Here is a 12,760-nt window from a genome sequence, read left to right as displayed (position 1 = left end):
ACGGTTTTGTTGGGGCCGGGCGGGACGCCCCGCCCGCGCCGCACCCCCCCCGCGGCGGCCGCCCCGCGCGCCGCGCCGACCCCGACCCCCGATCCGCGGGGGGGGCGCCCCCACCCCCCCCCCCCCCCCGCGCCGGCTTGCGGCAGATAGTCTTCAAGCACGAGCGTATCGACGCCCGGAATCGACTTGCGTTCGAACTCGGATTCGCGGCCCCAGGGCTTCGTCGCATCGATGGCGAGCCGCCCCCAGTGATCCTTGTGGGCATCGCGATAAAAGCCCGGCACATTCTCGATGACCATCGTGCGCGTGTCCGCGCGCCCGCGTGTGAGGAACGCCCAAATCACTTCGTCCATGTCGTAGATGTCGATGTCCTTGTCCACGACGATGCACAGCTTGTTGTAGTCGAGGTGCGAGCCGAGCGCGGCAAGGAGCGCGTGTTGCGCGTGGCCGTCGTATTGCTTGTCGATCTTGATGATCGTATTCATCACCGTAGGCTTGCACGTGACGTCCAGCACGCCGCGCACTTGCGCCGATATCGCTTTGTAGATGCGTGCGGCCGTTGCCGCTTCGAGCGGTCGCAGGTCTTCGTCGGACCCGCAAATGAGGCCATGAAACACCGCGCCTTCACGCCAGCCGACATGCGTGACTTCGAACACATGGTTGTCGCCGACTTCGACGTAATAGCCCATGAATTCGCCGAACGGACCTTCGGGACGCCGCTCGTTCGGCAGGATGCGGCCTTCGATGACGATCTCGGCGGCCACCGGAACGTCGAGGTCGACGGTAAGCGCGCGGCGCATCGCGAGCGGGCCGCCGCGAATGGCCGCGGCGAGCGCGAGTTCGTCGCCTTCCGGCGGCAGCGACACGCACGCGCTCATGAACAGCTCGGGCGCCGCGCCGATCAGAATGGCCGCTTCGAGCGCATCGCCGCGCGCTTCCGCTCGCAACTGGTACTGCGCGAGGTCGTGACTGCTGCCGAGGCGAATGCGCAGTTCGTCGTCGGAGACGACCATCGAGCGATGAAACGAGAGGTTCGGCACGCCAGTGTCCGGGTCCTTCGCGAGGAAAATGCCCGAGGTGATGTACGGCGCGCCGTCGCGTTCGTGATAGGTGAGGATCGGCAGGTCGGACAGCTTGCCGGTGATCCAGTCCGATGGCATCGGCACATGTTCTACAGTGTTGTCGAGCGTCGATGCAAGCGTGATCTCGCGATCCAAACGAGCGCAGAACGTCTCTTCCGGCGCGCAGCGGATGATTTCGCGCAGACGGTCGTGATCGCTATAGAGGTTGAGCAACACGGGCAGCTTGCTGCCGCGGACGTTCTCGAAGAGCACGGGCTTCGTGGTTTCGCGCTGCAGGCGTCGCGCGACGGCGGCGGCTTCGAAGCGCGGATCGACTTCACGCGTAACGGTCAGCAAGTCGCCGCGTGCGCGCAGCCGGGAGAGGTAGTGTTTCATCGTGAAAGAAGGCATGACCAGGAATGAGCGCGGACTGCGCGCCTGTGGCCTTCTTATACCCGCCGCATTTTTTGCCGGGATACGCAAAGACGCCGCGAACCTAGGAAAAGCGGTTTTTCTTGGCTGGTCCGTCGATGCATCGCGCTAGGATCGCCACCATACTTTTGGCGATCCATAATGCAGGTTCATGAATGATCGGCGCGCGTCCAGTCGGTAGTGGCGCACGCAACGGCAGGAGACAGAATGACCGATTCACACGCTGGACTCTTCAGGAACGCGCTCGCAGGCCGGCAGGCACGCCTTACCGAAGCGTTCTATCAACTGCGCGTGCAGCCGGATTGCGTGAGCGTTCCGGAGTTCGGCTTATATGGCGGAACCGTCATGGTGCCGGGCGGTGCGGAAGAGGGCGTGTGGAAGATGGCGAGCATTCGCGACGAAATCTATCTCGTCGTATCGGACTGCAACTATGCGCATAGCCGCTCGGAGAAGATTCTTCCCGAAGGCTTCGTCGAGTTTCATTTTTCGATTGCGGGACCGGCAAGTGTCGACTTCTCTGATACCGGGCATCTGCATGTGAACGCGCCGAATCTGCTCGTGTGCAGCCAGGGCGCAGACGTGCAGTATCAGGTGACGTGCGGGCCGGGGCCGTGGCAATCGGTGGGCATGTATGTGACGCGGCGTTACTTCGACCGCCTCGTGCAAGCGCTCGGCGGCGAGGCCGACAAGATTCGCGCGGAACTGGCATCGATCGATCGCGATCAGATCTACAACCGCCAGATGCCCTTCAGCGTCGACGCGCTGCAGATTGCCGAGCAACTGCTGGCATCGCCATACAAGGGTGCGCGTCAGCTCTTCTATCTCGAAGGCAAGTGCAACGAAATACTGTGCGCGTGCATCGAAATGTGGCTCACGCATCTGCGCGACGATTCTCCGGGCGAGACGCTTTCAGCACGCGATCTCCGACTGATTGAACAGGCGCAGCGGATGATTGTTGCGGACTTACGCGTCGCGCCGACGATTCCGGAACTCGCGCGCGCCGTTGGAACGAACGCGTCGAAGCTCAAGCGCGGCTTCAAGTTCTTGTATGGCATGACGATCTTCGAATACGGGCATCGATGCCGGATGAATCATGCATTGCGATTGCTCGTCGACGAGCGCTTGCCCGTTGGACAAGTCGCTCTTGCAACGAGTTATCAGCATCAGACGAGCTTCACGGCGGCGTTTCGCGACTACTTCGGCTTCGCGCCTAAAGATGCGCGGCGTCTCGCAAGCCCTTCCACGCAGCAGCGCGATGCGCCGGAAGCCGCTCGTGCTAGAAGCGAAACCGGAAACGCGGATACCGCGGACAAGCGTTGATATCGGAACAACGCTCTCACTTGTAGGAAATCGGCCGCATCTGGCGCGCGTGACTGCCGTGTCGAAATATCTGTTGTTAGCATCGTCCTTACTTTGGACAACCGCCCATCACCGGGCAGACAACAGACCGGAATCACGATGAAGTCAATCAAGGTACGCAACCCCCGCACGGGCGAACACGACTACGAATTCAACGCGGCATCCACGGACGATGTCGCTCTCGTGATCGCGCAGGCACGCGACGCACAGCGCGCATGGAACGCGCTCGGACTCGAACATCGCACAAAGGCGCTCGGCGAATGGGCAGCGCAACTGGAGGCGAACGGCAAGGCGATCGTCGATGCGCTGTCCGTCGATACGGCGCGCCGCCGCATCTCCGAGGAAGAACTCGGCGCGGTCATTCACTTCATCCACGGCTTCTGCGATGCCGCGCCGGAAGTACTCGCCACGCCGTTCCGCAAGCTCGACGCGCATCCCGACGTCGTATTCAAGGTGACGTATTCGCCGTACCCGGTGGTAGGCGTCATCAGCCCGTGGAATTTTCCGCTCGTGCTGTCCTTCATCGATGCGATTCCCGCACTTGTCGCGGGCGCGGCCGTCGTCATCAAGCCGAGCGAAGTCACGCCGCGCTTCGTCGAACCGCTGAAGCGATCACTCGATGCAGTGCCGGCGCTCAAAGGCATCGTCAATCTCGTGCAGGGCGCGGCCGAAACCGGCGCGGCGATCGTCGCGCAATCGGATGCCGTCGTGTTCACCGGCAGCGTGCCGACGGGTCAGAAAATTGCGGCAGCGGCGGCGCAGGCGTTTGTTCCCGCGTTCCTAGAACTCGGAGGCAAGGATGCGGCCGTCGTGCTGGAAGGATCGGACGTGAAGCGCGCAGCGACCAGCATTTTGCGCAGCGCGCTCTATAACTCGGGGCAGGTATGCTATGCGATCGAACGCGTGTACGCGCACGATTCGCTCTACGATGCGCTTGTCGCCGAACTCACGACGCAAGCGCAGACACTCAAGCGCAGTCACGCAGCGGGCGACGGCGGTCACTACGGCCCGATGATCTTCGGTCAGCAGGCGTCCATCATCGATGCGCAACTCGACGATGCGCTCTCGAAGGGCGCGAAAATCGTGCTCGGCGGCAGGAGCGAGACGGTGAACGGCGCGGTGTGGATCGATCCAACCATCGTCACCGATGTGACGCACGAGATGACGCTGATGACGGACGAGACGTTCGGGCCTGTGGTGCCGGTGATGCGCTTCTCGACCGCGGATGAAGCCGAGCGCTTGATGAACGATTCGATGTTCGGCCTGAGCGGCGCAGTATTCGGCCCGGACACGCACACGGCCGGCGACTTTGCGACGAAGATGGAAGCGGGCGGCGTGAGCATCAACGATACGGAACTGCCGCGCGTGATGATGTTCGCCGGCGAAAAGACCGCATTCAAGAAGTCGGGTATGGGTGGATCGCGTTACGGCGCGACTAGCATCATGCGTTACGTGAGAAAGCGTGCACTGCTGGCGAACGAAGGGCCGGTGCCGCCGCTAGACAAGTTGGCCGAGGTCTAAGGGACTAGCAAGACGATATAGCGCTGCGGGGGGGTGAAAAGGCGCACTTCTACGCAGCGCCGCATCATCCCCTCGCGCGGAACGCGGTCACGCCAGCCGCATGCTGCGCCTGGACTAGGGGACTGACTTTATTGGGTTGGTGCATAGATAACGGCCGATGCCGCTGTTTCGCGAGCCAGAGACTTGGGGAACTAGACTTATCGCCGTCGTATTACCGGTCGCATCGCGGGTTCCGGCAACCCTTCCAGAACTTGACGTGCTGTTTGCGTCCCAGCCAACGGGTGCGTCGGCCGAGGCGCCGAGCACGTCGGCCGGTGTGCGTTGCACAAGCAACCCGACGAGCACGCCATGTCTGAAATCGGCCGTCAGGAGCGGGGCGAACGGTGGCCAAACCGCCCTAAGTTTCGCCCCGGCTCTGGAAAGAATTGGTTAGGGCTCGGTCTGACGATCAGCTTGTTGCTCAACGGGCCGTTTGCCCATTTGCACGTCCGTCGGCCGTTAGGAGACGTCCGTCATTCTCTGGCTTTAGACTTCCGATGAGTGAATCGTGCTCCAAGAGGGCCTGAAACTTCGAAGCAGGGAGGGGGCGACTAACGAAATAGCCTTGTATGGCACTGCAGCCTTCTGCCACGGCGAAGCGGAACTGGTCGGCTGTCTCAACGCCTTCCATCGTTGTCGGAAGGCCGAGACACGCGGTCATCGTAATGATCGCCCGCACGATGGCGACGCTTTCCGCGTCCTCGGGGATGTTGCGAACGAATGACCTGTCGATCTTGATCTTATCGAATGGGAACTTGCGGATGTAACTCAACGAAGAATAGCCCGTGCCAAAATCGTCCATCGAAATGCGCACATGCATTGCGCGCAGTTCGTCCAAGGTTTGAAGCGTCCGGGCCTCGTCAATGAGCAACACCCCTTCAGTGATTTCCAGTTCGAGGCGCTGCGGCGCGAGCGCAGCGTCCTGCAGCGCCGATCGGACGCTCGACGCCAGACCCTTGTCGCGGAACTGAACAGGCGAGAGATTGACCGCCACGCCGATGTGCGCGGGCCACGTCGCTGCCTGCGCACATGCCGTCCGAAGCACCCAGTCGCCGAGCGGAATGATAATGCCCGATTCTTCGGCGATCCCGATGAACTCCGCTGGCGACACGAGCCCGCGGTCCGGATGACGCCAACGTACCAGCGCCTCGGCAGAAGCGATGCGCCCGGTTCGAGCGTCAACCAGCGGCTGATAGTGCAGCTCCAGTTGTCCATCCGTTAGCGCACGCCGCAGTCCCGCTTCTAACGTCTGCCTTTCCTGCGTCTTGTCGTTCAATGCAGACTCATAACGCCGATGGACCCCCTTGCCATCCGCTTTCGCGGCGTACAGTGCGAGATCCGCGTTGCGCAGCAGTTCGGCCGGAACGTGGCCGTCTTCCGGGTAAAGCGCAAAGCCGACGCTCGCGCCGAGGTGGATCGACTGGCCACCCACGATGAACGTCTCGCGATTGCACGCGTCGACGATGCTGACGCACAGCCCGCAGGCGGCTTGTGCGTCGGCGCCGCGTTGCATGACTGCAAACTCGTCGCCGCCGAGGCGTGCGACGACGTCGTCAGCCCGTGCGATCGCCCGCAATCGCTCTGCGATCCGCACGAGAACGTCGTCACCCGTGGGATGACCAAACGTGTCGTTGACTTGCTTGAAACGGTCAAGGTCGACCATGACGACGGCGAACGGCTTCGCCGTATTCGCCGGCAGAGCGGTTTGCTGCGTGAGCAGTTCGTAGAAGCTCGCGCGGTTCGGGAGGCCCGTGAGCGAATCGTTGAAGGCGAGGGCGCGCATCTTCGCTTCCGTGCGCAGGCGCTCTCGCTGATCGCGTACAGCAATGACAGTCTGCAGTTTGTACCCTAGCGGCACTTGTGAACGGAGCACGCGAACCGGAATCCTCTGCCCTGTCGCTCCCACTAGTTCGGTTTCGCGCTCTTCCTTCTCGGGCAAGCCCGCAAGATCGATATGGGGAAGGAGCGCGCTGATATGTGTGCCTGTAAGCTCGTCCTGCCCGAAGCCGGATAGACGTTCGACGCTGCTGTTCGACGTGATGATGACGTCGCTTTGCGTGATGAGCAGGCCTTCGAGTGCGACGTCCGCGAGATCGCGCAGCCGTCGCCTGTCTTGCCGTATTCTCGCTTTGGCCGCGAGGTCGAATCGCCAGCCGAGCACTGCCAGCACGATCAGCGCGATAGAGACGCCGGCGACGACGGGCGTAACGGTCTTCGGCGAAACCGCATCGGCGGGAAAGACGAAGGTCGGATCGTACCGCAACGTCATCGCCGCCATGCCGCAGAAATGCAGCAGCGCGATTGCCAGGAGCATGAGCGGAGCGGCGAGCTTCCGAATGCGTCTGTCCCGATTGGCAATTGCCAACATCGCCAGGCCGAACAACGGCAGGCTCACGGCAATCGAAGAAACCACCAGTTCGACGTCCCAAGACACCGAGCCCTGCACCAGATAAGCGCTCTGTCCGATATAGTGAAGGGCCGCCACGCCCGTTCCAATGATCAGCCCCGCAAGAAACTGCCTCGACCGTTGCGCGCCGGCGATCGACACGGTCACGCCGGCGCCGATGCCGACGATCGCGCAGGCCAGCGACGTCGCGGTCAAATACGGTTCGAAGGCCGCCGGCATCTCTGGTTCAAATGCGAGCAGAACGATGAAGTGCGTTGCCCATGCAGTGCATCCGCTCGCCACAACATTTACAACGCCCCAGTAGACCTTTGCTTTGCCCGAAGCGCGGGCGGCATGCCGTCCTACAGCGAACGATGCATAGATGCCGATTGCACATACCACACACGCAAGAAGCATAAGGCTTCTGTCGTGCGCGTGAAGAATGCAGTCGATGACTCGAAGGCCCGCTGTGTTCCCGTGTTCCATTCTTGATTCGGTTCTAGTGGCAGTTTTGCTGCAGCGCCAGGCTGTCGAGATGGGCTTGAGCGAGTTCCGCTTGTCGCTACATGAACTTTAGGTGCAGCACTCCAGCCACGCATTTTTTACTTCGTGCAGTCCGCGCCGTCTCGAGCAACTTCCCACCGCTTCCGCGGCTCCTGAAATTTTTCAGGACCGTGACGACGCGTCGCGTGGCAGCGCGGGCCGCCCACGCGTGTTGATCACGCGAATGCGCTTGTGCTGAGTTCGACGCCTATCGTTATGAAGGCATAAGCACAGTGATGCCGCAGCCAGGCGTAGCAGGCGGACGCATTTCGTCTAATTCAGGTACGAAATACCGCGACTGAAGCCCGCAACTGTTCCGCTTGATCCTCCAGCATGGCAGCCGCCGCGCTCGCCTGTTCGACGAGCGATGCATTCTGCTGTGTGACTTCGTCCATTTGAGACACCGCCTGATTGATCTGGTCAATGCCACGGCTCTGTTCCACCGATGCCGCCGCGATCTCGCTCATGAGATCGGTGACCCGCCGAATGGCAGCATCGATCTTCTGCATCGTCTCGCCTGCTTCGGCCGCGAGCGATGCGCCCGTCTCAACGCGCGTGCCCGAAGACATGATGAGTTGCTTGATTTCCTTGGCGGCCGTCGATGAACGTTGCGCGAGGCCGCGGACCTCTGTCGCGACCACGGCGAAGCCGCGCCCTTGCTCACCAGCGCGGGCAGCTTCGACTGCTGCGTTGAGCGCAAGAATGTTGGTCTGGAACGCAATGCCTTCGATGACGCCGATGATCTCGTCCATCTTCCCGGCGCTGTCGCGGATCTCGGTCATCGTGTGGAGCACCGTTCGGACGATGTCGTTGCCTTCCCGCGCCACTGCGCTTGCATCGTCGGCTAGACCTGTCGCGTGCGCCGCATGTTCTGCGTTCTGCTTTACCGTGGCGGTCAACTCCTCCATGCTCGCCGCCGTCTCCTCGAGCGACGCCGCTTGCTGTTCCGTACGTGATGACAAATCGGTGCTACCCGCCGTCAACTCTTTCGCTCCCGTGCTGACTGCACGGCTTGATTCGGCGATGGCGCCGACGGTTTGGGCGAGCCTGGCCTGCATCGTGCGCAGGGCGCGCATCAACTCACCGATTTCTCCAGACGCGGATGCCGGCACGTTGCGCGTCAGATCTCCCGATGCGATAGCCTGACACGCGGTGACCGCTTCGCCGATCGGCGCAAGCACCGTGCGTTGTGCGCCGATGCGGATCAGCACCAACAACGCAATGACGATGACGCCGGTCAAGGCCATCTGCTTGACGAGCGAGCGATGATAGGCCACATCGACATCGGCAATATAGACACCGGTCAGAATGACCCAATGCCATCGCGGGTCGTACAGATAGTATGCAAGCTTGTGTTCGGCGACCGTCGACCCAGGACGAGGAAAGTCGTATTCGTACAGACCGCGACTGTTGCGCTGGCCTAGCGTAACGAAATCTCGATAAATGAATTTCCCATCTGTCGACTTGAAGTCGCCGACGTTCTTTCCAATCAAGGCCGCATTCGCGTGCGCTAGTACGACGGTCTCGTCCGATAGCGCGAGGAAGTAGCCATCCGCGCCGTAACGCATGGCGTCGATCTGCTTAATGACCGATGCTTTCGCCTGCTCCACGGTCTTTTGGTTCGATGCAACCTTGGCTTGCTCTGCGGCCATCAGGCTATGCAGCGATTCAGTAAGATGCTGCAGCTCGGTCGCGTGACCGGCGATCAGCGATTCGCGCAACTGCATCGCGTTCCAGACGCTCGCCGTGACGAAGGCGACGCCGATCGCCGCGATGAGCCAATATAGCTTGGCCTTCAGACCTCGATTCGTGTAAGACATGTTTTCCCCGAAACGGCGGCGCAAAGCGCTCCGCTAACACCGCCCTTGTTCTTGATTATTAAGTGCTCAGCCGTGCGGACGATCGTCGTCGCACACTCCTGCCCTTGAGCCGCGAGGCGGTAGCTATGCGACTGCTTAACGACTGCTCAACGCTGAACTTGAGCAAAGCGGTTGCAAGGAAGGCGTCCCGCAACAGCGCGTCCGACGAGCGATCTGATTTGTATTGTCGAGATCGTTGCACCTCGTTCTTCGTAATCTCAGACGTCAGCTTTTTGTCCACCGGTGAACGCGCGGGCATTTCCTCTGAGCGTGCTTGCCAGCAGACTGTTTGCTGTGCCCGATCTTTGGTGGGTATCCACGGCGCTGAAGCAGACTGAGCGCGAACTTGAGGCAGAGCGAGACTGAGCTCTAATGCTTAGCGGCGTCGACGAACTGACTGAATCCCAACAGGCCCTTAGCGCTACGCCGATTAGGCTATTGTCTAGCACTGCTAAATGCAGGCAACCGATGTGCGTCGGTCTCGTCGACCGTGACCACTTCAACGCCATCAATGACACTTTCTGGCATGAGGTCGACGTGCGGCAGTCCGCCATTTCGCCCGGTACTGTGCGTCGTCATTGATGGACGAGGCGTTGATATGCCGTCTAGGCCGGAAGAGCTTGTCGTCTTCTTCCCATGGCGTTGACAACGAGCGAGCTAAGCAATCAGGACAGTGGAAACGCTCGAACGTTGAGGGGATCTTGGGCGACAGCGCTGTCGCCCCAACGCTGTGACCAGTGGCCACGACTTGGGCTGCTGTCGCTGGGTTGCGGGCGTCCCGCAGTTCAAGCTCGAGCGGTACTCAACCGGCCTGATCGCTCTCGCGGTTGACGACTAGAAACATTCCGGCTCCCGAAACGGCGATGCCAAGGCCCATCAGCCATGAGAGTGGCTCGCGAAACATGGCCCACGCCCACACTAGCGTGACCGGTGGGCTGAGGAACAGCACGCCTGTGACGCGAGCAGACGAGGACCGCTGCAAACATAGCCAGTATAGGCCGCACCCGCCAAGGGTCGCCAGGACGGCGGTCCACGCCACACTCGCCGCAAATCCAGCGGAGACGATCGGCGCAATCCCGCCCTGATATGCCTGCAATAGGACAAAAATCGGTGCTGACACTAAGCTGTGCAACCAGAGCGTGGCGAGCGGGCTAAGGGCGTTGCGGCTGGAGATACGTTGCTGCCAGACCGTGCCCGTCGCGAGCGACAACATACCAGCGACTGGCAGTCCGTAGGCCCACGCGGGCGCACTGCCGAGCGAAAGGGCAGCGTGGCCGACGATCAGCGTCCCTGCAACACCGAGCGCGAGTCCGCCCCACACACTAGCCGGCCTGGGCTGGTGCAGGGCGCAGGTGGAGATCAGCACCACGCCGACAGGCAGTAAATCCGCGATGAGGGCAGCCAGACCCGCCGGGACACCCAACTGGATCCCACCCGCGACGCCCGCAAGGTAGCCCGCCATCGCAAGCGCGCCAATGCATGATTGCTGCATCAACACCAGCCGCGCCGCTTGACGGATCTCTTTGGCCACGAAGGGAAACAAGCCAACAGAAAGCGCGATGAGCCGCCACAATGTAACGAGATAGACCGGGGCATAGTCGGCGGAGAACCGCATTCCTACGAAGCCCGAACTCCACGTGAGCACCATCGCTGCCTCGAGCACCGGTAGTGGTATGCGTTTCTGCCGTTGTGCAGGCATGTCTGAATGAGTCTTCGCCATCCATCGACACTACCGCGTCGCCCTCGTTAAGAAAATCGAAATATACTGAACCGGTCGTTCAATCGGGCTCAATCACCAAAATGTCCACCGTCTTTGACATCGAACTGCTGCGTACCTTCCACGCCGTCGCGCGGCTTGGTCGCTTCCGGGCCGCCGCCGAGCACGTCAACAAGAGTCCAGCGGCGGTGAGTCTTCACATCCAGCGCCTGGAAGCCATTGCCGGCGGCAGGCTACTTGAGCGCGACAACCAGTCCGTGACGCTTACCGTGCTTGGCAGACGGCTGCTATCGAGCACAGATGCTCTGCTGGCAGAGCATGACCGGGTAGTCGAGGAGATCAAAGGCAAACGGCTCACGGGCCGTGTCGTCTTAGGGATACCGGACGAATACGCGGCGCACGTAATTCGTGACATCGTGCCGGGGTTCGCGGCCAGTTGGCCCGACGTGATACTAGAAGTAAAGACCGCGCCGAGCTACAAGCTCCGCGATCAGGTCGCGCGCGGCAGGCTCGACATCGCGATCTATGTTCAGCCTGCGCACCGAAGCAGGTCGCCAGACGTACTAATGCTCACGACGCCGGTTTGGGTAGGCAGCCCAACGCTGCGACTCGACGACAGCTGTCCAGTTCCATTGGCACTCTATGCGGAGCCGTGTCCGTACCGGGCTGCAATGACGAGCGCGCTCGAAGCCGCCGCGCGCAAGTGGAAAGTCGTGCTCGACAGCGGATCGACGCATGTCATCAAGGCATGCGTCGAATCAGGGCTAGCTGTGACGCTTATAGACCGCGCAAGGGTTACCGCAGGTATGCGTGTCATCGACGGCCTGCCGCTCATTGCCGAACACGAAGTGGTCTTGACGCGGCCTAACACGCGACGCGCGAGTGAAATCACCGATCTGCTTGCAGCAGCGTTACGACAGCAGTTTCGCCTCTGACGCTGCCGGGGACGTTTCAAGCAGTCATCGCCGGGCGATTGCCATGCTAGTCGCGCACGTCCAGCGCCGTGCTTCGGTAAAACGGCGGCTTTCGCAACAAGCCAATGCCGCCATGCGAGAACGAAAGAATCTGCGGTCGGCATGAACTAGACGACTGGTCTACTATGCACATTGGTACTCTCAAGGAGCAAGACATGAAGGTATTGATGGTTCTGACCTCACACGATCAACTCGGCAATACGGGACGCAAGACCGGCTTCTGGCTGGAAGAACTCGCCGCGCCTTACTACACGTTCAAGGATGCGGGCGCTGAGATCGTGTTGGCTTCGCCGCAAGGCGGGCAGCCGCCGCTCGACCCGAAAAGCAACGAACCGGCGAACCAGACGGACACGACCAGGCGCTTCGAACAAGACGCAGCGGCCAAGGCGCAACTCGCAGCGACAGTGCGCCTTGACAGCATCTCGCAGGCGGACTTCGACACGGTGTTCTATCCCGGTGGTCATGGCCCGCTGTGGGATCTTGCCGAGGACGCAAGCTCGATCGCGCTGATCGAGTCGTTCATTGCTGCCGGCAAGCCTGTGGCGCTGGTATGCCATGCGCCGGGCGTGCTGCGGCACGTGACCGCGCCGAACGGCAAACCGCTCGTCGACGGCAAGCAGGTCACGGGCTTCGCAAACTCCGAAGAGGCCGGGGTTGGCCTGACGGACATCGTGCCATTTCTGGTGGAAGACGAACTGAAGGCCAAGGGCGGCATTTACTCGAAGGGCGACGACTGGGCGCCGTACGTGGTCACGGACGGGCTGCTTATCACTGGCCAAAACCCGGCTTCGTCGTCTTCCGCTGCCGCGGCCTTGATGAAGCACCCAGCGCTCGCCGCGCAATAAAGGCAGCGTATGCGCTGACCGCGC

At 61.5% G+C, this 12,760-nt stretch carries 8 protein-coding genes; 4 read left to right on the top strand and 4 right to left on the bottom strand.

Annotation, left to right across the window (positions count from 1 at the left end):
- Positions 1 to 1,457: UbiD family decarboxylase (locus tag NCR35_RS28580; protein ID WP_250537274.1), on the bottom strand; the 1,457-nt coding region annotated here is incomplete at its 3' end.
- Positions 1,458 to 1,700: 243 nt separating this feature from the next.
- On the opposite strand from NCR35_RS28580, the gene NCR35_RS28575 reads away from it, so the two are divergent.
- Both NCR35_RS28575 and NCR35_RS28570 read left to right on the top strand, forming a co-directional pair.
- Positions 1,701 to 2,813 carry a helix-turn-helix transcriptional regulator gene (locus tag NCR35_RS28575; protein WP_250537273.1) on the top strand — a complete coding sequence of 371 codons (1,113 nt, stop codon included), beginning with the start codon at positions 1,701 to 1,703 and terminating at the stop codon, positions 2,811 to 2,813.
- A gap of 138 nt (positions 2,814 to 2,951) precedes the next feature.
- The gene (locus NCR35_RS28570) at positions 2,952 to 4,373 is read left to right on the top strand and encodes an aldehyde dehydrogenase family protein (RefSeq protein WP_250537272.1); all 1,422 of its coding nucleotides are present in this window, start codon (positions 2,952 to 2,954) and stop codon (positions 4,371 to 4,373) included.
- 460 nt (positions 4,374 to 4,833) lie between these two features.
- On the opposite strand, the gene NCR35_RS28565 is transcribed toward NCR35_RS28570, so the two are convergent.
- From NCR35_RS28565 to NCR35_RS28550, 3 genes are all read right to left on the bottom strand, one after another.
- Entirely contained in the window at positions 4,834 to 7,284 is a 2,451-nt protein-coding gene (locus NCR35_RS28565; protein WP_250537270.1) for a bifunctional diguanylate cyclase/phosphodiesterase, read from the bottom strand.
- 335 nt (positions 7,285 to 7,619) lie between these two features.
- Positions 7,620 to 9,161: a methyl-accepting chemotaxis protein gene (locus tag NCR35_RS29955; protein WP_284503361.1), complete on the bottom strand. Its 1,542-nt coding sequence runs from the start codon at positions 9,159 to 9,161 to the stop codon at positions 7,620 to 7,622.
- Positions 9,162 to 10,002: 841 nt separating this feature from the next.
- The gene (locus tag NCR35_RS28550) at positions 10,003 to 10,920 is read right to left on the bottom strand and encodes a DMT family transporter (RefSeq protein WP_250537268.1); all 918 of its coding nucleotides are present in this window, start codon (positions 10,918 to 10,920) and stop codon (positions 10,003 to 10,005) included.
- Between the two features lie 80 nt (positions 10,921 to 11,000).
- On the opposite strand from NCR35_RS28550, the gene NCR35_RS28545 reads away from it, so the two are divergent.
- Positions 11,001 to 11,852, top strand: a complete 852-nt coding sequence (locus tag NCR35_RS28545; protein ID WP_250537266.1) for a LysR family transcriptional regulator — start codon at positions 11,001 to 11,003, stop codon at positions 11,850 to 11,852.
- Between the two features lie 194 nt (positions 11,853 to 12,046).
- Complete coding sequence (locus tag NCR35_RS28540; protein ID WP_250537265.1) at positions 12,047 to 12,736, top strand: type 1 glutamine amidotransferase domain-containing protein; 690 nt, start codon at positions 12,047 to 12,049, stop codon at positions 12,734 to 12,736.
- Positions 12,737 to 12,760 lie beyond the last annotated feature (24 nt).

The sequence above is a fragment of the Caballeronia sp. AZ10_KS36 genome (assembly GCF_023631105.1).
In the GTDB taxonomy this organism is placed as follows: domain Bacteria; phylum Pseudomonadota; class Gammaproteobacteria; order Burkholderiales; family Burkholderiaceae; genus Caballeronia.
The sequence above is the reverse complement of the archived record's forward strand: the minus strand, read 5'-3'. Positions and strand labels throughout refer to the sequence as shown.